This is a genomic window from Plesiomonas sp. ISS29, assembly GCF_056522795.1.
This window is the reverse complement of sequence record NZ_JAWRZQ010000001.1, coordinates 2,520,391-2,542,340: the sequence shown is the minus strand read 5'-3', so window position 1 is coordinate 2,542,340 and position 21,950 is coordinate 2,520,391. Positions and strand designations below refer to the sequence as shown.

At 45.8% G+C, this 21,950-nt stretch carries 20 protein-coding genes, 1 tRNA gene, 2 rRNA genes and 1 pseudogene; 17 read left to right on the top strand and 7 right to left on the bottom strand.

Going from position 1 to position 21,950, the window contains the following annotated elements:
- The first annotated feature begins 134 nt into the window (after nt 1-134).
- The 5 genes and pseudogenes from AC1HDJ_RS11370 to AC1HDJ_RS11350 all read left to right on the top strand — a co-directional run.
- Nucleotides 135-3,041 (top strand): 23S ribosomal RNA (locus AC1HDJ_RS11370).
- Between the two features lie 135 nt (nt 3,042-3,176).
- Nucleotides 3,177-3,292, top strand: a 5S ribosomal RNA gene (rrf, locus tag AC1HDJ_RS11365).
- Between the two features lie 344 nt (nt 3,293-3,636).
- Complete coding sequence (locus AC1HDJ_RS11360) at nt 3,637-3,759, top strand: IS1-like element transposase (protein WP_479535912.1); 123 nt, start codon at nt 3,637-3,639, stop codon at nt 3,757-3,759.
- 341 nt (nt 3,760-4,100) lie between these two features.
- A complete protein-coding gene (locus AC1HDJ_RS11355; RefSeq protein WP_479535911.1) occupies nt 4,101-4,622 on the top strand; it encodes a winged helix-turn-helix domain-containing protein in 522 nt (173 codons plus the stop codon).
- Between the two features lie 173 nt (nt 4,623-4,795).
- A pseudogene (locus AC1HDJ_RS11350) lies at nt 4,796-5,291 on the top strand (IS1 family transposase); the annotation flags it as partial.
- A 111-nt stretch (nt 5,292-5,402) separates the two neighbouring features.
- On the opposite strand, the gene AC1HDJ_RS11345 reads toward AC1HDJ_RS11350, so the two are convergent.
- From AC1HDJ_RS11345 to AC1HDJ_RS11335, 3 genes are all read right to left on the bottom strand, one after another.
- Nucleotides 5,403-5,479, bottom strand: a tRNA-Pro gene (locus AC1HDJ_RS11345).
- An 82-nt stretch (nt 5,480-5,561) separates the two neighbouring features.
- Nucleotides 5,562-7,415 carry a DUF3413 domain-containing protein gene (locus AC1HDJ_RS11340; RefSeq protein ID WP_479535910.1) on the bottom strand — a complete coding sequence of 618 codons (1,854 nt, stop codon included), beginning with the start codon at nt 7,413-7,415 and terminating at the stop codon, nt 5,562-5,564.
- A 19-nt stretch (nt 7,416-7,434) separates the two neighbouring features.
- Nucleotides 7,435-7,662 (bottom strand): YejL family protein, encoded by a 228-nt coding sequence (locus AC1HDJ_RS11335; protein ID WP_438621942.1) that lies wholly within the window; start codon nt 7,660-7,662, stop codon nt 7,435-7,437.
- A 198-nt stretch (nt 7,663-7,860) separates the two neighbouring features.
- Between AC1HDJ_RS11335 and yejK the strand changes: the two genes are divergently transcribed.
- Nucleotides 7,861-8,868, top strand: coding sequence for a nucleoid-associated protein YejK (gene yejK, locus AC1HDJ_RS11330; RefSeq protein ID WP_479535909.1), 1,008 nt, complete (start codon nt 7,861-7,863; stop codon nt 8,866-8,868).
- Between the two features lie 86 nt (nt 8,869-8,954).
- Here the strand turns inward: yejK and rplY are convergent, their stop codons facing one another.
- Nucleotides 8,955-9,245 (bottom strand): 50S ribosomal protein L25, encoded by a 291-nt coding sequence (gene rplY, locus AC1HDJ_RS11325; RefSeq protein WP_438631585.1) that lies wholly within the window; start codon nt 9,243-9,245, stop codon nt 8,955-8,957.
- Nucleotides 9,246-9,407: 162 nt separating this feature from the next.
- On the bottom strand, nt 9,408-11,201 hold the full coding sequence (gene radD / locus AC1HDJ_RS11320; RefSeq protein WP_479535908.1) for a DNA repair helicase RadD: 1,794 nt from the start codon (nt 11,199-11,201) through the stop codon (nt 9,408-9,410).
- A gap of 216 nt (nt 11,202-11,417) precedes the next feature.
- Here radD and AC1HDJ_RS11315 point away from each other — a divergent pair, with 216 nt between their 5' ends.
- A complete protein-coding gene (locus AC1HDJ_RS11315) occupies nt 11,418-12,260 on the top strand; it encodes a DUF5718 family protein (RefSeq protein WP_479535907.1) in 843 nt (280 codons plus the stop codon).
- A gap of 70 nt (nt 12,261-12,330) precedes the next feature.
- Here AC1HDJ_RS11315 and nfo read toward each other — a convergent pair whose 3' ends face one another.
- Complete coding sequence (nfo, locus tag AC1HDJ_RS11310; RefSeq protein ID WP_479535906.1) at nt 12,331-13,185, bottom strand: deoxyribonuclease IV; 855 nt, start codon at nt 13,183-13,185, stop codon at nt 12,331-12,333.
- Nucleotides 13,186-13,442: 257 nt separating this feature from the next.
- Between nfo and AC1HDJ_RS11305 the strand changes: the two genes are divergently transcribed.
- From AC1HDJ_RS11305 to AC1HDJ_RS11295, 3 genes are all read left to right on the top strand, one after another.
- The gene (locus AC1HDJ_RS11305; RefSeq protein WP_479535905.1) at nt 13,443-13,862 is read left to right on the top strand and encodes a hypothetical protein; all 420 of its coding nucleotides are present in this window, start codon (nt 13,443-13,445) and stop codon (nt 13,860-13,862) included.
- A 148-nt stretch (nt 13,863-14,010) separates the two neighbouring features.
- A complete protein-coding gene (locus AC1HDJ_RS11300) occupies nt 14,011-14,712 on the top strand; it encodes an esterase/lipase family protein (protein ID WP_479535904.1) in 702 nt (233 codons plus the stop codon).
- A gap of 36 nt (nt 14,713-14,748) precedes the next feature.
- Nucleotides 14,749-15,342 carry a TorD/DmsD family molecular chaperone gene (locus AC1HDJ_RS11295; protein ID WP_479535903.1) on the top strand — a complete coding sequence of 198 codons (594 nt, stop codon included), beginning with the start codon at nt 14,749-14,751 and terminating at the stop codon, nt 15,340-15,342.
- A gap of 171 nt (nt 15,343-15,513) precedes the next feature.
- On the opposite strand, the gene AC1HDJ_RS11290 is transcribed toward AC1HDJ_RS11295, so the two are convergent.
- A complete protein-coding gene (locus AC1HDJ_RS11290) occupies nt 15,514-16,077 on the bottom strand; it encodes a lipoprotein (RefSeq protein WP_479535902.1) in 564 nt (187 codons plus the stop codon).
- Nucleotides 16,078-16,405: 328 nt separating this feature from the next.
- Between AC1HDJ_RS11290 and ybgC the strand changes: the two genes are divergently transcribed.
- From ybgC to ybgF, 7 genes are read left to right on the top strand one after another with little or no spacing between them, the layout of a single operon-like run.
- Nucleotides 16,406-16,816: a tol-pal system-associated acyl-CoA thioesterase gene (ybgC, locus tag AC1HDJ_RS11285; protein WP_479535901.1), complete on the top strand. Its 411-nt coding sequence runs from the start codon at nt 16,406-16,408 to the stop codon at nt 16,814-16,816.
- Nucleotide 16,817: 1 nt separating this feature from the next.
- Nucleotides 16,818-17,498 (top strand): Tol-Pal system protein TolQ, encoded by a 681-nt coding sequence (gene tolQ / locus AC1HDJ_RS11280; RefSeq protein ID WP_438621956.1) that lies wholly within the window; start codon nt 16,818-16,820, stop codon nt 17,496-17,498.
- Between the two features lie 16 nt (nt 17,499-17,514).
- A complete protein-coding gene (gene tolR / locus AC1HDJ_RS11275) occupies nt 17,515-17,946 on the top strand; it encodes a colicin uptake protein TolR (protein WP_438640505.1) in 432 nt (143 codons plus the stop codon).
- A gap of 18 nt (nt 17,947-17,964) precedes the next feature.
- Nucleotides 17,965-19,113 (top strand): cell envelope integrity protein TolA, encoded by a 1,149-nt coding sequence (gene tolA / locus AC1HDJ_RS11270; protein WP_479535900.1) that lies wholly within the window; start codon nt 17,965-17,967, stop codon nt 19,111-19,113.
- Nucleotides 19,114-19,159: 46 nt separating this feature from the next.
- Nucleotides 19,160-20,452 carry a Tol-Pal system beta propeller repeat protein TolB gene (gene tolB / locus AC1HDJ_RS11265; protein WP_479535899.1) on the top strand — a complete coding sequence of 431 codons (1,293 nt, stop codon included), beginning with the start codon at nt 19,160-19,162 and terminating at the stop codon, nt 20,450-20,452.
- 35 nt (nt 20,453-20,487) lie between these two features.
- Nucleotides 20,488-20,994 carry a peptidoglycan-associated lipoprotein Pal gene (pal, locus tag AC1HDJ_RS11260; RefSeq protein ID WP_479535898.1) on the top strand — a complete coding sequence of 169 codons (507 nt, stop codon included), beginning with the start codon at nt 20,488-20,490 and terminating at the stop codon, nt 20,992-20,994.
- A gap of 12 nt (nt 20,995-21,006) precedes the next feature.
- A complete protein-coding gene (ybgF, locus tag AC1HDJ_RS11255; protein ID WP_479535897.1) occupies nt 21,007-21,804 on the top strand; it encodes a tol-pal system protein YbgF in 798 nt (265 codons plus the stop codon).
- The last annotated feature ends 146 nt before the right edge of the window (nt 21,805-21,950 follow it).

The window sequence follows — 21,950 nt, the reverse complement described above, 5'->3', positions numbered from 1 at the left end:
AGCGAAGAGAAAGCTCTTTAAAAATTTGGAAACAAGCTGATAAATAACTGAAGTTCTTAAGAACAAGCGTCTTGAGAAACTGGCATATGACCAGTTTAGTACTTTCATCAATCTGAAATAATTTTGGGTTGTATGGTTAAGTGACTAAGCGTACACGGTGGATGCCTTGGCAGTCAGAGGCGATGAAGGACGTGCTACCCTGCGAAAAGGGTTGGTGAGCTGGGATGAAGCGCTATTAACCAACCATGTCCGAATGGGGAAACCCACCTAAGATAACTTAGGTATCGTTAAGTGAATACATAGCTTAACGAGGCGAACCGGGAGAACTGAAACATCTAAGTACCCCGAGGAAAAGAAATCAACCGAGATTCCGTTAGTAGCGGCGAGCGAACGCGGAGCAGCCCAGAGTCAACATCAGCCAGTGTGTTAGTGGAACGGCCTGGAAAGGCCGGCGATACAGGGTGATAGCCCCGTACATGAAAGTGCACTGGTTGTGAGCTCGATGAGTAAGACGGGACACGTGGTATCCTGTTTGAAGATGGGGGGACCATCCTCCAAGGCTAAATACTCCTGACTGACCGATAGCGAACCAGTACCGTGAGGGAAAGGCGAAAAGAACCCCTGTGAGGGGAGTGAAATAGAACCTGAAACCGTGTACGTACAAGCAGTAGGAGCACCTTCGTGGTGTGACTGCGTACCTTTTGTATAATGGGTCAGCGACTTATATTCTGTAGCAAGGTTAACCGAATAGGGGAGCCGTAGGGAAACCGAGTCTTAACTGGGCGATTTAGTTGCAGGGTATAGACCCGAAACCCGGTGATCTAGCCATGGGCAGGTTGAAGGTTGGGTAACACTAACTGGAGGACCGAACCGACTAATGTTGAAAAATTAGCGGATGACTTGTGGCTGGGGGTGAAAGGCCAATCAAACCGGGAGATAGCTGGTTCTCCCCGAAAGCTATTTAGGTAGCGCCTCGGACGAATACCTACGGGGGTAGAGCACTGTTTGGGCTAGGGGGTCATCCCGACTTACCAACCCCATGCAAACTCCGAATACCGTAGAGTACTATCCGGGAGACACACGGCGGGTGCTAACGTCCGTCGTGAAGAGGGAAACAACCCAGACCGCCAGCTAAGGTCCCAAAGTCATGGTTAAGTGGGAAACGATGTGGGAAGGCTCAGACAGCTAGGATGTTGGCTTAGAAGCAGCCATCATTTAAAGAAAGCGTAATAGCTCACTAGTCGAGTCGGCCTGCGCGGAAGATTTAACGGGGCTAAACCATGCACCGAAGCTGCGGCAATGACGTTTAGGCGTTATTGGGTAGGGGAGCGTTCTGTAAGCGGTAGAAGGTGTGCTGTGAGGCATGCTGGACGTATCAGAAGTGCGAATGCTGACATAAGTAACGATAAGGGGAGTGAAAAACTCCCCCGCCGGAAGACCAAGGGTTCCTGTTCAACGTTAATCGGAGCAGGGTGAGTCGACCCCTAAGGCGAGGCTGAAAAGCGTAGTCGATGGGAAACGGGTTAATATTCCCGTACTTGTGGTGACTGCGAAGGGGGGACGGAGAAAGTTAGGCTATCCGGGCGACGGTTGTCCCGGTTTAAGCGTGAAGGTGGGAAGACTAGGTAAATCCGGTTTTCTGCATAACACTGAGGCGTGATGACGAAGCACTACGGTGCTGAAGTAGCTGATACTACGCTTCCAGGAAAAGCCTCTAAGCATCAGGTCACCAGAAATCGTACCCCAAACCGACACAGGTGGTCAGGTAGAGAATACTCAGGCGCTTGAGAGAACTCGGGTGAAGGAACTAGGCAAAATGGTGCCGTAACTTCGGGAGAAGGCACGCTGACGGTAGGTGAAGTCCCTTGCGGATGGAGCTGAAGTCAGTCGAAGATACCAGCTGGCTGCAACTGTTTATTAAAAACACAGCACTGTGCAAACACGAAAGTGGACGTATACGGTGTGACGCCTGCCCGGTGCCGGAAGGTTAATTGATGGGGTTAGCGCAAGCGAAGCTCTTGATCGAAGCCCCGGTAAACGGCGGCCGTAACTATAACGGTCCTAAGGTAGCGAAATTCCTTGTCGGGTAAGTTCCGACCTGCACGAATGGCGTAATGATGGCCAGGCTGTCTCCACCCGAGACTCAGTGAAATTGAAATCGCTGTGAAGATGCAGTGTACCCGCGGCAAGACGGAAAGACCCCGTGAACCTTTACTATAGCTTGACACTGAATATTGAGCCTTGATGTGTAGGATAGGTGGGAGGCATTGAAACGTGAACGCCAGTTTGCGTGGAGCCGACCTTGAAATACCACCCTTTAATGTTTGATGTTCTAACGTGGTCCCGTAATCCGGGATGCGGACAGTGTCTGGTGGGTAGTTTGACTGGGGCGGTCTCCTCCTAAAGAGTAACGGAGGAGCACGAAGGTTGGCTAATCCTGGTCGGACATCAGGAGGTTAGTGCAATGGCATAAGCCAGCTTAACTGCGAGACGGACAGGTCGAGCAGATACGAAAGTAGGTCATAGTGATCCGGTGGTTCTGTATGGAAGGGCCATCGCTCAACGGATAAAAGGTACTCCGGGGATAACAGGCTGATACCGCCCAAGAGTTCATATCGACGGCGGTGTTTGGCACCTCGATGTCGGCTCATCACATCCTGGGGCTGAAGTTGGTCCCAAGGGTATGGCTGTTCGCCATTTAAAGTGGTACGCGAGCTGGGTTTAGAACGTCGTGAGACAGTTCGGTCCCTATCTGTCGTGGGCGTTGGATGATTGAGGGGGGCTGCTCCTAGTACGAGAGGACCGGAGTGGACGTATCTCTGGTGTTCCGGTTGTCACGCCAGTGGCATTGCCGGGTAGCTAAATACGGAAGAGATAAGCGCTGAAAGCATCTAAGCGCGAAACTTGCCCCGAGATGAGTCATCCCTGAGGCCTAGAGCCTTCTAAAGGGTTGTTGGAGACTACGACGTAGATAGGCAGGGTGTGTAAGCGTAGCGATACGTTGAGCTAACCTGTACTAATTGCCCGTGAGGCTTAACCATACAACGCCAAAGTTATGTTGGACGATGAAGTTCAGACGATGTTTTTGAGAGCAAAAACAGAATTTATCAGTGCGTTTTCAGATTTAGCGTAATGGCCATGAAATGGCGGTTATGCAGATAGAATAAAAGAATTTGCCTGGCGGCGATAGCGCGGTGGTCCCACCTGACCCCATGCCGAACTCAGCAGTGAAACGCCGTAGCGCCGATGGTAGTGTGGGGTCTCCCCATGCGAGAGTAGGGAACTGCCAGGCATCAAATAAGTAAGAAGCCCATCCGAAAGGATGGGCTTTTTGCGTTGTTGCGTTTTTTTTTAATTGTCTAAGTATTTTATCTGTTGTATCGGCATTCATATTTCCCCATCAAAAACATTCATTTCAATTAAATTGATGATTATTTCTTTTTTAGTCCTCTCGATATAAACCCTTAGATAAAATATTTTGTTCACGTATTCTGATGACTAGGCTTGATGTGAAATTCCTATTTTGTAATCTAACTGTCCCGGTGAAAAAAGCATAGGCTCGGAAGCACTCGGCATCAATGGTATCGCTATCAGCGATTTCAACTTGAGTACTAATACCGTGACTGCCAATAGGGTATGAACGCAGCAATTGTTTATCTTGTCATGAATAATGTCGGTATCCTAGACACAGCTCGCGTATTGAACATTAGTATAAATACCGTTGCTCACACACTAAAAAATTCTCGCCAAAAAACGTAACCTTTCTTCCTCTGAATAATTGGAAAACTTAGCTCATTTGCGGAGCCTATTGAATCTGAATCACTATGTTGAATACACAACCCGATATTGCGTCAATACAAAGAAAATAAATGAAAAAAAGTGACTATTATTGTTTTTATTTGCGGTTTTCAATTTTTAAAGCGGTTTTTTTATAAAAAAAAACAAAAAAAAAGGGATTTCATAGTTTTATAATAAAATTAATCTACTTATCCGTTAGAGTTTCTGTGCATTTTCATTAAGAGTTCTAGTTTTATTTGTGAATTGTTTTCTTTTTGGTTTTCAACAGTTATTTTATAGATGTAAGGGAGTTTATTTTTATTATGGAAAGAGTATACAGTCTAGGTGATAGTGTCGTATTTGATTCACTAAGAAATCAGATTATAAGAAATGATGAGGTGGTTTCTCTGGGTAGCAGAGAGGCGGCTATTTTAAAATTATTGTGTGATCATAAAAATCAAGTTGTAAATAAAACAGATCTCCATGATTATGTTTGGGGTAAGGTTTACGTGAGTGAAACATCCCTAACAAAAGCTATATCTAATTTAAGACGTTCTTTGTCATCATTTAATCTTAGCTCTAGTGAAATTAAAACAGTTCCAAAAGAAGGATATATATTTATTTATGAGGAAGTAGCTAATCAAGATAATTACTGTGTACCACAACAGTATGATACTCCCAAAAATATGATTGAAGATATTTTCGAAAAAGAGTTAGAAAAACAGACTGCTGTTCATCAGAGTAACATAAATAAAATAACATATACTAAATTAGTATTATCGTCGTCTATTTTATCATCTTTAATTACAAGTGTTTTTTTTGTAGTGTTTGATTTTTTTTATTGATAGTTATCATTTTTTTATCCGTATAAGTTATATAGCTGTAATAGGTGCAGAGTGTTAGTAGTTAAATCATGGTGGTCTTTCAACTAGATATATTAATAGTACTCTTGGTAAACTGATTAACAATGCAGATAAATAAATCCAAGATTTTATTACTGTTCATACAGGAAGTGCTGATGAAAATAGAGCCTTTCAGGCTATGTACTCAATCCGGTGAAAAATATGGGCTGGGAAGCATCGATCATCAACGTTATCGCTGTCAGGCATGCTGCCGAAGCTTTTATTCAACTTGAGTATGAACACCGAGCTTGCTAACAGGGCATCAAGGCACAAATTGTTGATCTTACTATGAATAATGCCGGTATACGAGACACAGCTCGCGCATTGAACATTAGCATCAATGCTGTACCCGCACACTAAAACACTCTCGCCGAAAAACGTAACCTCTCTTCCACTGGATAATCGGCAAATTCAGCTTATTTGTAAAATTGATGAAATGTGGTCATTTTTCGGGAATAAAAGCAGCAATGTTGGCTGCAGTATGCATGCGAGCCTCGTCTCAAGCGTATTATTGCCGATGCTTTTGGCCACAGGAGTAAGAAAACGCGTCGCAAGTTACTGGGATTATTGTCAGGTTTTAATGTGAATTTTTGGTGGATGAAAAATTTCAGTTAAGTTTTACACACAGCGCATTTAGCAGTGAAAACTGCATGTGGTTCTACCATGTGGCAAATTGTAAAAAGCAAAAAACCAGCCTAAGTAGCTGGTTTTTATAGGTGATTTTGGTCGGCATGAGAGGATTCGAACCTCCGACCCCTGACACCCCATGACAGTGCGCTACCGGGCTGCGCTACATGCCGAAACGATATCTATCTTACTGATTTACCTTATAAATACAAGCGAGATAGATCACATATTTATGGGGAGGTCTCGCTGCATCATTTAATTTTCATCAGTAATGAAACGTCTGACCTCTTTCAGAGCTTGCAGCAAAATAGTCAAGCGAGGCTTATCTTCTGGTAGCGGCTTATAGTTTGCATCATAAGCACTAAAATTACCCCGATTATCTAAATGCATCTGTTGATCACTGCTGATAATTACCAGTTGATTAGCATTACCAGCCAATACCCAGTCATTTTTACGCTCCGGCGTAAACAGATTCTCACCTTGGGTATAATCAGATAGTGGGTTTGTCACTCCCAATACATCCTGCATCAGCGTGGCAGATACATCAGCATTACTGGTTAACTTATCCACCGTACTCGGTAATTTATCTGGCCAGTAAACTAACAACGGTACTTTAAGTTCATACTGGCTAAAGTTTTGATTATAGCCCCAGTGATTACGGCCGGTTTCATTGAATTCCATACCATGATCAGAGGTAATAATAACTACCGTATTACTAAGCAGATTTTTTTGTTGTAGCGTATCAAACAGCTTTTTAATTTGCAGGTCTACTTTTTGTACACTGTTTTGATATTTTTGCTGTAACTCCTGTCCGCTGGTTGCCTCTACACTCTCATCACTGTGATTTTCAACACCACGGCTGCGTTGTGTAAAACCTTTATCAAATGAGGCTGGTGCACTGTAATTTACATAAGTAAACCAAGGTTTATTGCCACGAGCAGGTTGCTCAATCCACTGTTGCCAGCGCTGGGTTACGGCTGCATCGCTGATAGCCAAATTTTTCGGGTGTGCTTTTGGCAGATAAAAACCATTAAACAGTGCACGGCGATATAACGGAGCTGAAAAACCGTTGGCTGAAAACAGCCCCATCTGATAATCCTGATGCTGCAATGCATCAATAAATTCAGATGATTTTTGAATCGATAATATGCCGTCTAAATATGTAGGTGAAATGCCATAAAACAGACCAAATAATCCGGTGTTAGCATTGTTACCGGTACTGTAGTTGTTCTCAAAACGTGTTGCAAAAGCCGCTTGCTGATTGAGCTCAGGCATTGTTTTATTGTTGATGGCATCAGCACGTAGCCCGTTAATCACAACCAGCAATATATTATAATTCTTCGTCTGTGGCGCATAAGTTAGATCATTTCGCGGGTAGTGTACGGTGGCTGCATCAGGTGTACCCTGCTGATTAAGCTGGCGCAGATACTCATCCTGATTGATAAGGCCATAACGTTCAAGAAAACGCTTTGCAGTCATCGGATAATAAAGCGGTAAATTAGATTTTTGCATCGTAATCGGGCGATAGAGCGTGGCATCAGCCCAAATATAGACAAGGTGCGATGTGATAAAGCAGCAAATAAATAATATTGCAAAATAGCGGTCAAAATTACGGCGGCCTAAGCTGCGCAGTTTTTGCCAGCTCCAGGTTGCAAATAGCAACTCCACCAGGAAAATCACCGGCACAGCGATAAACAGCAGTTGCCAGTTACGTGATAACTCACCGTCATCAGGGTTTACCAATATCTGCCACACCACCGGGCTTAAATGCAGATGGAACTGGTTATACACTTCGGTATCAACCAAAAGAAGTGTCAGCCCCACGGTTGCAAAAATTACAGCACCAATACGCAATAAGCGTTGTGACATCACCAAAAATGTCAGTGGAAAAAGAATTAACAGATAAGCGGCAAAGCCCAAGAACCCGAAATGACCAATCCAACTGATAAATGCATAGGCACGCCCCAGCAGTGTGGGTGGCCAGTCTGCTGCCAGAAAATAGCGGCTTCCGATCACCAGTGATGCCAGAATATTAAATAAAGCAAACCAGTGACCCCAAGTGATCATCTGGGAAACTTTTTCACGGTAACGCGGGCCAGTTTTCAGCATCGGGTTCTTGCGACTCCTGTTATTGCAGTTTTTCTTCTTTCACAGAAGAGAGCAATGCATCGGCAAAAGAGCGCGCAATCACTTTACGTTGCTGCGGTGCAATGCTGGAGTTGATCAGGTTAGTGACCATGTTGCCTAAGACCATCAGTGAAAGATCCACCGGAACTTGATGACGCTCCAGAGTTTCAATCATATCAGTCAGAATATTTTCGACTTTTTCGTCGCTGTAACGTGATTCTTGTGCCATTCGCGTGTGCTCATAACGAAGTTTTAGCGTGACATGATACCTAAACTGGTCACTGATTTCCGCATTTTTGTGCGTTGAGCATTGATTGAACGCATTTGCCTTTACGTACATGCGTTCTCATCTTGCGTACAGCCAAAGGCAGTGCTTCAATACCCGATCAAAGAAAAGAGCCAGACGCAGAGAGGATAAAAGAACAATATGAGCCTGAAGGTCAACCATATTGCATTACATCAGCTGGTAAAGCGTGATGAGAATACACTCGACATTATGTTACGCGATTCACCGTTACCGATTAATGATGCGGTTGAGCAGATGATGGAAGAGCTGCATCGGGTTTATTCTACCAAAGCGGGAAAGGCCTACGGTCTGTTTAATTCAGAGAGTATCTTTGCACAAACACTGCAAAACTGGGTGACTGAACCGGCAGATTTTCTCGCCTTTTCTCGTATGGCAACCGAACAACTGCGTGATCAGCTTGCTAAATACCCGTTTGCCGAGAGTGGTGTTGTGGTGCTGTGCCATTATCGCTATCTGGCTTCGGAATACTTACTGATTACTCAGCTCAACAACTGTATCAGTATGCGCGTCAATGAACTGCTTGATGTCAGTACTACTCAGTATCTTGATATTACACATTTAGATATTGCTGCACGTATTGATCTTACCGAATGGCAGAGCAATCCTGATTCCCAGCGCTATCTGACCTTTGTAAAAGGGCGGGTAGGGCGTAAAGTGTCCGATTTTTTCATGGACTTTCTTGGCGCGGCGGAAGGCTTAGATACCAAAGCGCAGAATCGCGGCTTATTGCAAGCGGTTAATGATTACTGTGCCGAAGCGCAGTTGGATAAAGAAGAGCGGCAAGAGTACCGGCAAAAAGTGTATGCCTACTGTAATGAACAATTACAAGCCGGTGATGAGATAGAACTTAAAGGTCTCTCAAATGTGTTGCCGGAAGTAGCAGAGCAGAACTTCTATCAATTCGCTGAACAGCAAGATTATGCACTGGAAGAGAGTTTTCCAGCAGATAGATCAACCTTACGTCAACTGACTAAATTTACCGGCAGTGGCGGAGGGATCACCCTAAGTTTTGATGCTCTGTTGCTTGGCGAACGGATTTACTGGGATGCAGCAACCGATACCCTTACGATCAAGGGTACTCCACCAAACCTGCGTGATCAGCTGCAGCGCCGATCTGCGGGAAAATAACAACCCGATGATCTGTTATTGCCGATCAACGCCCACAAAAAACGCCGCATTATGCGGCGTTTTTCTTTCGAACCAAGTACGCGAAATTAAGCGCGAACGAAGTCGATGTGCGTTACTTTTGGCTTGAACGCGTGACGCTGCATAGCCTGAACTTTAACTTTAACTTCTTCACCAGCGATAACCAGAGTCATTTCGCTGTTGTAGAAAGCTTCTTCAGTTTGCGCGTTGATGATTGGATCGTGTTCCAGAACGATTGCTACTGGTGGCTTGTTGCCACCGTAAACGATAGCAGGTACTTTGTTAGCAATACGCAGGCGGCGGCTCGCACCCTTACCTTGCTCTTTGTCGGAACGAACTTCAGCGTTGAAAGTAAACATAATTGTTTCTCACTAAGAATAATTAAAGGCAGCAATGCAGGCGACCCAGCACTGAACCCATTGTAAAACGAGGCCGGATTTTAACGAAAATCGGCCTTAATCGCAAACCAATTCTGTTTATCACAGTTTGGCTTAGCCGGTTTATTGTGCTAAGAAGGGCTGTTATCCGCGTAATTCATACGCTTTACGAAAACGGCCCTGATAATCAAAAACTTTTTCACGAATTTTTAGGTATTTACCTTGTAAGCGTGCTACTACAAAATCGGGGGCGCGCAAGCAAGATTGCTGAGCAATAACGTTAGCTGCATTGTTCCAGATAAAGGGAACACCCGGTGCACGTTGATGTACCCGCAAAAATTTTAATATAAATACCTGCTTTTGTGCTGCCGTCTCAAGATAAAAGCGCTCTTTGATTTCTATACCTTCTTCACCATCACCATCTTCATCAAAATAGGTGATACTGAGCCATTCCCCTTTGCTATCACGCCCCTCTTGCAGCAACATGCCACTGCAGCGTAACACCCGTGCATCTTTCAAATTAAGTGCTGCTTTGAGCATGTCATCAGGGTCAACCAAGACTTGATCGCATTGATGACAGCGGCGGGCAGCAATATCATTTTCTGCGCCGCAGTGCGGGCAGACCTTAAAGCGAAAACGGTAATCGCACTGTTCACGCTCATGGTTTTTTCCGTCTGAAACATGCTCAAACCAGCCTTGACAACGGCGGCCAAAATGTTCAATCACCGTGCCTTGTGTGTCGGTTTTCCCCCAAAACTGGTTGGCAAAACCACAGGCTGGGCAAAACACCTGTACCGGCTGACTGTCGGTAGCCGGTTTGCGACTACCCACTTCTGGCGTAAACAGATCATGCGGGTTACCGGCATAATCAAGGATTAAACAGTCGGTTTTTCCTTGTGCAAGGCGTAAACCGCGCCCGACAATTTGTTGATATAAACTAACTGATTCGGTAGGGCGTAAAATAGCAATTAAATCAATGTGTGGGGCATCAAACCCGGTGGTTAATACAGAAACATTGACTAGATAGCGTAACGTTTGTTGTTTAAATGCACTGATCAGGCGTTGCCGCTCACTTGCAGGGGTTTCTCCGGTAATTAGCGCGGCTTGTCCTTCGGGTAATAATCCGTACACCTCTTTGGCATGCTCGACTGTTGCCGCAAAAATCATTACACCTTGGCGTTTTTGTGCGTATTCAATAATTTGGCTGACGATATGCGGGGTGATACGTTGCTGCTGTTGCAGACTGAGGTTGATGTCTCGTTCAGAAAATAGCCCCATTTGGTTAGCCTGCAACTGACTGAAATCATACTGCACTACCGGCATATCGAGCCGGTTAGGTGGAGTCAGATAGCGGTGCTTAATCATATATCGCAGCGGTAACTCATAAATACAATCACGAAACATCGGGTTTTGCTGCGCATCGGCGCGGGTCATTCCGTGGTAGTGATAGCGGTAGATCCACCCCTTTCCCAAACGGTATGGCGTGGCGGTTAATCCAAGAATTCGCACATTGGGCTGGTGCTGTTTCAAATGGCGGATCACCTGCTGATATTGTGAGTCCTCACTATCACTGATTCGATGACATTCATCAATAATCAGCAGTGAAAACGCCTCTTCAAATGCGGCCAGATTACGGGCAACAGACTGTACACTGCCGAACACCACTTTACCTTGGCTCTGCTTTTGCTGTAATCCTGCCGAAAAAATATCTGCATCTAGCGCGTATGCGCAGTATTTAGCATGGTTTTGCTCAACCAACTCTTTAACGTGAGCAAGTACCAACACACGCCCACGCGCTTTACGCGCTAGCTCAGCAATCACCAGGCTTTTTCCTGCGCCGGTGGGCAAAACAATCACCGCCGGACTGGTATGCTGCCGAAAGTAGTGAATGGCCGCATCAACGGCCTCTTGCTGGTATGGGCGCAGAGTAAAAGCCATGGGTAACAACATAAACCGCTATAAAAGGATAACTGCGGGAAAGTATATACTGACTCATGCGATTCCTGAAACACAGGCAAAACCCGCCATACGGCCATTCCCGTTATTGCCACTTACAAAATGTGCACAACTTTGATACCGCGCGCGGATGCAGAGTACATCTTTCCGATATAATGGCGGTTTACGGTTTACACATTGACTCAAAGAGAAGCGGATATGAATTTTCAGCATATGATCGGGTTGGGCGTTGCCGGTAATTTTGCCGGACACCTTGAGCAGGCGGGAGAAGCGAAAGACTTCGTTGCAGTGGCGGTGTCTGATGCGGTCGCCCCGAAAGCCATCTTCCCATTTTATGTGCCGAATACCTGCACGGCAGAGAGTGCACCACATTTTCTGCATACCTACCCGTTATCTTCTGATCATATCGTTCCACCGGCGGATGCCGACAACCTGCAAATTGAACCGGAAGTTGCCATAGTGTGCGATATTCACTACCAGAATGGGCAGGTGGTTGGGCTTACTCCGCGCCAGTTTGCTGCCTACAACGATTGTTCAATCCGTCGCCCGAATGCAAAAAAAATCAGTGAAAAAAAGAACTGGGGCGCGTGCAGCAAAGGGGTTTCCGCTACATTGCTGGATATTGACACCTTCGCCAAAGGTGGGGTGATGGATGATTACCGTATCGCCTGTTATCTGGTGCGCGATGGTCAGGTGCATGCGTATGGCATTGATAGCTCGGTGGTCGAGTATAGCTATTTTCACCATCGCTTACTTGATTGGCTAATAAACCAGATGAATTTTCAGCAAGATCAAGGCCCGGCTGAAAACATTGCGGCGCTGCTCAAACAGGCCGGTTATCCGGCACAAGCACTGATCAGCATTGGGGCAACCCGTTATACCGAATTTGGTGAAACCCATTTTTTACGTTTGGGTGATCGCAGTGTGGTGGTGGTGTATAACAGCAAGTTTTACAGTGCACACGATATTGAAGAGAAAGTGCGAATCAACCAACTCTCAGATGCCTATCTTTCAGCACTGGTTCAACAGGTTGATTACTAAGCAATTAATGCATAACTGCATACCCTAATAGGGTATGCAGCTTGTGTTTCTACTTATTTTACACGCCGATTCACTGTGCGCTATTCGCCAAAGATTGCAACCAAGCAATCTCTTGCGGCCAGATACTCATATCTACCGTTTCAAGGACCAGAGGAATACGGTTAAAACGCGGATCGCGCATAATAAACTCAAACGCAGCATGGCCAATATTACCTTCACCCAAACTGTGGTGGCGGTCAACACGGCTGCCCAGCGTACTTTTTGCGTCATTAATATGCATACCGCGCAAATAGTTAAACCCGACAACCGCATCAAACTCGGCAAACGTTTTGGCGCAAGCATCAAAACTGCTCAAGTCATAACCGGCGGCAAACGTGTGGCAAGTATCAATACAAACACCCACGCGGCTCTTATCTTCAACTTGCGCAATAATTTCGGCTAAATGTTCAAACTTCCAGCCCAAATTAGAACCTTGTCCGGCCGTATTCTCAATCACCGCCGTTACGTGCGAGGTCTTATCCAGTGCAATATTGATAGACTCAGCCACTTTTGCCAGACTTTCAGTTTCACTGATTTTATTCAGGTGGCTACCAGGGTGAAAATTGAGCAAGGTCAGCCCCAGTTGCTCACAGCGCTGCATCTCATCTAAAAAAGCGGCGCGTGATTTTTCCAGAGCTTCTTCTTCTGGGTGGCCCAAATTAATCAGATAACTATCGTGTGGTAAAATTTGCTCGGGCTTAAAACCGGTCTGTTCGCACGCCTGTTTAAACGCATCAATTATTGCAGGGGTTAATGGTGCGGCAGCCCACTGGCGCTGATTTTTAGTAAACAGCGCAAATGCCGTTGCATTTAGCTCTTTTGCCCGCCATACCGCCTGATCAACACCACCTGCGGCACTGACATGTGCACCAATATATTTTGTCATTCGTTCACTCCTTCAATTTCCCCATTATGCCGCGCGGCTGAATCGGTTTACAGCATAAACGGTGATTCGCGTCACGAATTATTGGCGTATATCCCCAATTACTGCCTACGTTTATTACAGCGGCCATCAATACAGTTACTCAAAAAGCCTTAAGACCTTAAGAACGAATATTCAGGGATGAGGGAAAAGATCACTAAAGCCATTAATTGAAGGGAAATCCAACCTTACCTGCATTCACATACACAGAGGATCTTACGATGATAACTACCCTCGCTCACCCTGTATTTCTTCACACGCTGGCACTGGTTGCTTCATTAACTGCACTGACCGTACAGGCCGCAGAGTCTGACTGGCAACGGCTTGGTAACATACCGCAAGGGCAGGTCTATTTAGACACACAAGCCGTAACAACCGATGAAAAAGGGATAACCTACGCAGAGATGCGCGTTGATTATACTAATCCGGTTGCTGCAGGGGCACTGTCCTTGGTGGGCCAGCACAGCAAAGTCAGGATTAACTGCGCGGCGCAACAGAGTGCCACCGATAATATTGTTGCCATTCAAGATAACGGCCAACGTTTTATTATGGCCAGTTATGAGGCAGCCCCTTTTACGGCCGTCACACCGGAAACTAGCAGCGCACTGTTACTTAGTCAGTTGTGCACCGCACCGATATAACGGTGTACCAAACAGATATGAAGCATCTTATGCCTAAAATACGATCAGCCCGACGCTTATTCAGCACAGAATCCGTTACACTGAAAATAGAGATCATCAGCATATACGCGGGCAATATAGGCAAACAAAAAGGGCATAGGGGGCAGCCATGCGAGAGGGTGTTATCATTGTACTGCATGGCCTGTTTATGAATGGTGTCATGATGCAACCGTTCACCGACAGGTTGCATCATCTGGGTTGGCAGACTGAAATATTAACCTATAACTCGGTCAATATTCAGTTAGATGAGATTTACACCGCACTCGATACATTGATTAGTCAGCACCCGCATCAACCGATACATTTGGTCGGGCACAGTTTAGGCGGGTTGATTATTCGTTATTATTTGCACCAGTACTATTGTCTATCCTCTCAACAGCATACTCCTGCGAAACAGGCGGTAATAGACAGTGTCATTACGCTCGGCACTCCGCATCAGCGTGCCAGCACCGCAGCCCGTCTGCAACAACTGGGTTTGGGGTGGATGATGGGCAATTCCTGCGAACACGGGCTGTTGCAAACCGATTTACCGGAAACATGGTCGGTTGATATTCCGCTTGGTACGGTGGCTGGAACAACCGCTATTGGCATGCGGCCTCTGCTGTTTTGGCAGTGGGATAACGAACCCAATGATGGGTTAGTCTTGGTTCGTGAAGCGAAAATAGAAGGCTCAGCTGATCATATTGATATTGCCGTTACGCACACCAACATGATTTATCAGTGGGATGTGATCGAGCAAGTTGACCATTTTTTACAACATCAGCACTTTGCTCACGGCGATCAAGATGCACAACAGGCTGTAAATGCGTAAACTCCACACCTTTATAGTTTGCTGCGGGATACCCTAATGAATACCTTCTCCACACTTTGCCGCCTGTTCGGCACACTGTTCTACCGTCAGCCGGATGACGCTGTTATGCCGCCGGTACTGGCCATGATCGAACAGGGTGCACTCAACGAAATGTGGCCACTGGTATTAAGTGATAACAGTGAGTTTGCCATGAAACAGTTGCGAATGAAGCAGGATGTAGCCACGCTCAGTGGTGACTATCAGCACCTGTTTGCCGCAGAGGGCAGTGTATCGTTATTTGCCGCTGATTACGGCATTGACAGCACAGCGTTTCCGGCATTCCAGAAACAAGTCGGCATGCCAGCCGCTGCCGGAGATGTAGCATTACGCGGGCATTTTGGTTTGATGCTGTTAACCGCATCTTGGATTGAAGATCACAGCGCAGAAGATGAAGTTACTGCACAAGAGCAGTTGTTTCAGCACTACCTACTGCCGACAGCAGCCAAAATACTTGGCCAAATCGAAACACATGCGACCAGTGGTTTTTACCGCGGCCTTGCTGTGCTGACTCGCGAAGCCCTCTCTGCCATGGCTGATGAGCTGGTCGAACAATTAGAGCAGCAGCAAAGTGATATAACTGACACTGAATAAACACCGGATCAGCACTGAATTAAGCAATAAACCGTATGCTAAATAGCATTGCAATACGGATAAAAAGCAAAAGCGGGGTCTGTATTCTCGGTTACCGAGTACAGATCTCGCTATTATTTTGCTTGTTATTACTCACGATAACACATCGGCAAGTCAACATCGGTTGCCAGATTATTCCGACAGTGGAATAACAATCTTACCCGGTTTAATTTCAATACCCTTCGCTAGCTGACGCACCAATGCCTCTTCCTTGCTCCGGTTTGAATCAAGCACATAGACCGGTGTTTGATTAAAGAACAACTGTAATGAATTTTTCAGATACGGCAGCAAAACCTTTGTGCTCTTATCCATAGATTCAGGCGTGACTGTTGTACTTAACAGCTGCATATCGCGCAAATAGATAGAGCCGGTATCATGATCAAAATAGGGGCGAGCAGCCAGTGATAAATTAATGGTTGCGTGATCTTTACCCACCAACGTATCTAAATTCAGATCAGCAATGCCATTTAAAATAACCTGATTTGGTTCTGCGCGGCCAATTTTAGCCGTCATATCCTTCAGCGTAATGTGCGCCTCAAAGACACCGGGCAATCCTAGCTGCTTTTGAAACTCAACTTTTTGCTGCAAATACTCATTAACCTGCTGTTCGCTTAATGAGTACTGCGTCAGTTGACTGCATGCGCCAAGAAAGCCGGTCAGCAGCAGCGCTAACACTACATATAGTTTCTTTGTCATGGTACATCTCTGATTACACATAAATAGGTGGGCAGAATACCGTTTACACCTTCAAAGATCGAGCCAGAATGTGCGGTTGCTCGGTATTTATTCTAAGAGATCTTGACAGAGGGATGAACATAACTTGCTGAATAGGTAAAGATATCTGCATATTTAAACTTAACCGTATCGGAAAATATACACAAATAGATGAATATGATTTGTGAACGGATGATGTAATTTACTGCAACATATAAATAAATCACCGTAAACCACTGCAGATTATTCCCAATAACCAGACACTTGAGTATAGTAAGGCTTTGTACAAGCCCAAACATTGGAATGTCAGGTGAGCAGTAAGATCTATCAATGGCCCGTTCGCGTTTACTATGAAGACACGGATGCAGGAGGGGTCGTCTACCACGCACGTTATGTCGCCTTTTTTGAACGTGCGCGAACCGAATTGCTACGCAGTAGTGGATTCGAGCAGCACGCGTTACTGCAAGGCAATATTGCCTTTGCCGTGCGTCGTATCGTCGTTGATTACCGTTTACCGGCACGCCTTGATGATCTCCTCACTGTCGAGACAGAAATTGTCACAGTGCGTGGGGCATCCATAACATTTAATCAACGAATTATTCATCAGGATGGGCGGTTATTATCATCAGCCGAGGTATTGGTTGCATGTATAGATCCGTCAAAAATGAAACCTGTTGCACTTCCAGCTGTGTTAGTCGCGGAGTTTACCAGTGTCTGCTGAAATGAACCTGTTAGACCTTTTCTTAAAGGCAAGTTTTATGGTTAAGATCGTCATGATGATCTTAATCGGTTTTTCCATCACCTCTTGGGCAATTATTATTCAACGCTCACGCATATTGAATGCGGCTACCCGTGCTGCGGATGCCTTTGAAGACCGTTTTTGGTCTGGTATTGATTTAGCGCGCCTGTACCAAGAAAGCTCAACCCGCCGCGATGAATTAGGCGGAACAGAACAAATTTTTTACTCCGGGTTCAAAGAGTTTGCCCGTTTACACCGTGCCAATGGCCATGCGCCGGAAGCCGTGCTTGAGGGGGCATCACGTGCTATGCGGATCTCGATGAACCGTGAGCTCGAAAGCTTAGAGAACAACATTCCTTTTTTGGGAACCGTGGCCTCTATCAGCCCGTATATTGGCCTATTTGGTACTGTGTGGGGGATCATGCACGCCTTTATCGCACTGGGTGCGGTAAAACAGGCCACCTTGCAAATGGTTGCCCCGGGTATTGCAGAAGCCCTGATTGCAACAGCCATTGGTTTGTTTGCGGCGATACCCGCAGTTATGGCATATAACCGGTTAAATTTGCACGTCTCTAAACTTGAGCAGAACTACGGTAATTTCACCGAAGAATTTACCGCTATTTTGCACCGGCAAGCCTTTGCTGCCGACGCAGCAAAGCAGTAAGTGAGGAGCGTTCAACATGGCCTATACACGGCGTAGACGCCACGAAACAAAATCAGAGATCAACATCGTTCCGTTTTTGGATGTGTTGTTGGTGTTGCTGCTCATTTTTATGGCAACGGCTCCAATCATCAGCCAAAGCGTACAAGTTGATCTGCCTGACTCTGCCGAGTCGAGCGCAGTCGAGACGAAAGATGATCGTCCTCCGGTGATTTTGGAAGTGTCAGGCGTTGATCAATACTCCATGTCTATTGATGGTAAGCGTGATGAAAATCTCAGTGCAGATCAAGTTATGCAAAATGCCCGTTTAAACGTCGGGCAAGGCGATCAGAAAACGACTTTCTTAGTAGGAGGGGCAAAAGATGTTCCTTATGAAGAGGTCATCAAAGCTCTGAACTTACTGCATGAAGCTGGCGTGACATCCGTTGGCCTTATGACTAACCCGATATAAATAGAGAATGTTGTATTGATGGATAACAACAACAAAAACAAACTGACAAAATCGGTTGTTGTCTCCGTTATCTTGCATGTACTGGTGATTGCTCTGCTGATATTTGGTTCTATGTATCAGGAGATCCCCGCTGGTGGCGGTGGGGGCGGCGGAGCAATTGATGCAGTCATGGTTGATCCGGGTGCAGTAGCACAACAGTATAAGCGTTTACAACAGCAAAACGATGACTCACGTAAAGCTGAAAATGAGCGCAAACGAAAACAACAACAGAAAAAAGAAGAACTTGAGCAAAAACAACAAGCTGAAGAAGAACGCTTACGTGAACTTGAAAAAGAGCGTTTAAAAGCACAGGAAGTTGCTAAGCAGACAGAAGAAACACGTCAGCAAGCTGAAGCGCAAAAGAAACAAGCACAAGAAGAAGCTCAGAAAGCTGAAACGGTCAGAAAACAGGCCGAAGAGGCCAAGAAAAAAGCTGAGCTAGCTCAGAAAAAGGCTGAAGATGCGAAAAAACAGGCTGAAGCAGACGCATTAGCAGCAAAAACTAAGGCTGATGCAGAAGCGAAGCAACGGGCTGAGGTGGATGCAAAACGTAAAGCCGAAGCCGATGCCAAGAAAAAAGCAGAAGCGGCTGCCGCAGAAAAAGTAGCCACCGAAAAAGCTGCTGCTGAAAAAGCCGCGGCAGAAGCGAAAAAGCAAGCGGCTGCCGATGCAAAAAAGAAAGCCGATGCTGATGCGAAGAAAAAAGCCGATGCAGCCAAAGCTGCGGCAGCTAAAGAGGCTGCGAACAGCGAAGCGGCATTAAATGATGTGCTCAATGGTTTGACACAAGATGATAGTGGCGGAGGCAGTGCTGCTTCCGGTGGTCAGGCGGCAGGGTCTGGTAAAGCGGGTGCACCCGGCCCAGATGGTGATAAATACGGCGGCTTAATTAAACAAGCGGTAAGCCGTAACATGTATGACACCAGTTTATACCGTGGTAAAACCTGTAGTGTGAAGATTAATTTTGCACCTGATGGCCTGATTCTAAGCTCATCAGTTGTCGGGGGTGATCCGGCATTGTGCCAAGCAGCTGAACGTGCGATTAAGATAACGCAAAAGTTACCGCAACCGCCGTCTGATGCTGTATACAATAAGTTTAAGAATGCAGTCTTAGAGTTTAAATTCTGAGTTTAAATTCTAATATTGCAGTACGGGTTTTGAACTAGGAGAGATAATGAAACCGGTCTTAAAATTGTTTGCTGGGCTGATGATGCTGGTTACTGCGGTAGCCAGTGCAGAAGTTCGCATTGTCATTGATCAAGGCGTAGATACTGCACGCCCGATTGCAGTTGTACCGTTTAAGTGGACAGGCAGTGGTAATCCACCGGATAACGTTGCTGAAATTGTCGCGGCTGATTTACGAAACAGCGGTAAATTCAACCCCATTCCGCCAGCACGTATGCCTCAACAGCCGAGCAGTGCATCGGAAGTAAATCCGGCACTGTGGTCAGCAATGGGTATTGATGCCATTGTGATTGGCCAAATTCAGGCTGGGGCGGATGGAAACTATCTGATTTCATATCAACTGGTTGATACAGCTGGCTCGCCCGGTACTGTGCTTGAAAGCAATCAATATCGCGTAACCAAACAGTGGGTACGTTATGCCTCGCATACCGTCAGTGATATGGTGTTTGAGCGTTTAACCGGTATTAAAGGCGCGTTCAGAACACGTATTGCATACGTAGTACAAACTAACGGTGGCCGCTATCCGTATGAACTGCGTGTTTCTGACTACGATGGTTTTAACCAGTTTGTTGTGCACCGTTCACCAGAACCGATTATGTCTCCTGCGTGGACCAAAGATGGGCGTAAACTGGCATACGTTACCTTTGAGAACCGTCGTTCTCAGCTGATGCTGCAAGATTTAAGCACATCTCAGCGTAAAGTATTAACCTCGTTCCCGCGTCATAACGGTGCGCCATCATTCTCGCCAGATGGCTCTAAGATGGCATTTGCGCTGTCAAAAGATGGCAGTTTGAAGCTGTATGTTATGGATGTAGCATCGGGCCAGATCCGCCGAGTTACTGAAGGCCGCTTTAATGATACTGAGCCATCTTGGTATCCGGATAGCCAGTCAATTGCCTTTACCTCTGACCGTGGTGGTCGCCCACAAATTTATAAATTAAATTTGGGATCAGGTGCTGTTGAGCGCTTGACTTGGGAAGGCGCTCAGAATCAAAATGGCGAAATATCTCCTGATGGAAAAGCACTGTATATGGTGAGTTCCGCAGGGAAAGGGCAAAATATCGCAAAACAAGATCTGGATACCGGAGCTGTTGAAGTTCTGACCAATACATTTCTTGATGAAACTCCGAGCGTTTCTCCTAACGGTACCATGCTTATTTATGGCGCAACACAAGGCCTAGGCAGAGTATTGAATTTAGTGTCAACGGATGGACGTTTCAAAGCGCGTGTTCCGGCAACTGATGGGCAGGTCAAATTCCCCGCCTGGTCGCCGTATCTGTGATGAAGCAAAGATAATTAAATTAAAGGATATAATAAATGCAACTGAATAAAGTGTTGAAGGGATTGATGTTAGTTCTGCCTGTAATGGCTGTTGCTGCATGTAGCTCAAATAAAAGCAATGATAATGCTGATCAAGTAATCACATCTGAAAACAACGGTGCGGGTAACGGCAGCATGTCTGCAGAAGAACAAGCACGTATGATGATGCAAGAACTTCAGCAGAATAACATCGTTTACTTCGGCTTCGATAAGTACGATATTCAGCCAGAGTTCGCTCAAATGCTTGATGCACACGCAACTTTCCTGCGTGATAACCCATCTTACAAAGTGGTTGTTGAAGGCCATGCGGATGAGCGCGGTACACCTGAGTACAACATTGCACTGGGCGAGCGTCGTGCTAGCGCAGTTAAAATGTATCTGCAAGGTCGTGGTGTGAATGTTGAGCAAGTTTCTATCGTTTCTTACGGTAAAGAGAAGCCAGCAGTTCTGGGCCACACTGAAGATGCATACGCGAAAAACCGTCGCGCAGTGCTGGTTTACTAATAAGGATATTGCATGAACCGTAACTACAGATCGCTTGCGAGTCTGTCGTTACTGGTACTTGTAGCCGTGTCAAACACGGCTACAGCGCAAGCTCCAGTCTACGAGGCGGGAACCGGATCTCTAGAAGATCGGGTTACTCGCCTCGAACGCACTATGGAAGCGCGTAACCAGTTACTGACAGATACACAGCAGCAGTTGATGTCTCTGCAAGGCGAAATGGATCAATTACGTGGTTCTGTTGAGCGCAGTGAATATCAATTAAATCAAGCCATTGAGCGTCAGCGTCAACTCTATCAAGAGCTTGATAATGTTTCTGCTCAGGCAAAGTCAGCGGCCTCGGCATCCGTTTCAGGTGCAAATTCTGCACCGGCAGGCGCTACCTCGACCAGTGCTGAAACAGCAAAAACTGATACCGTTGTTAGTGATAATGCCACTGAAAATCAGGCTTATGATGCGGCAGTGCAGTTGGTTCTGCGTGATAAGCAGTATGATAAAGCGATCACTGCATTTCAGGCGTTTATCAGCCAATACCCAAAATCGGTTTATCGCCCGAATGCACATTACTGGTTAGGGCAGTTATTGTTTAACCAGAAGCGTAAAGATGAAGCACTACAGCAATTTGCTACGGTAGTTAAAGATTACCCTAAATCACCTAAGCGTGCTGATGCGATGCTTAAGCTAGGGGTTATCGCACAAGAAAAAGGTGATACGGCTGCGGCAAAAACACTGTTCCAGCAGATCGTTAAATCTTACCCCACATCTTCATCAGCAAAGATGGCAAAATCGCGTTTAGATTCACTGGGTGGATAAAAACGTAATGTGCACTTACCGCACAACTATTTGATTATGTTTATTTGTGCTTAGAGAAAGCCCATAAGTGATTAATGCTTGTGGGCTTTTTTGTTTAGAAAATGACTGCAAGCCTTTACCCAATACAGGTGATAAGTCATCGTAGA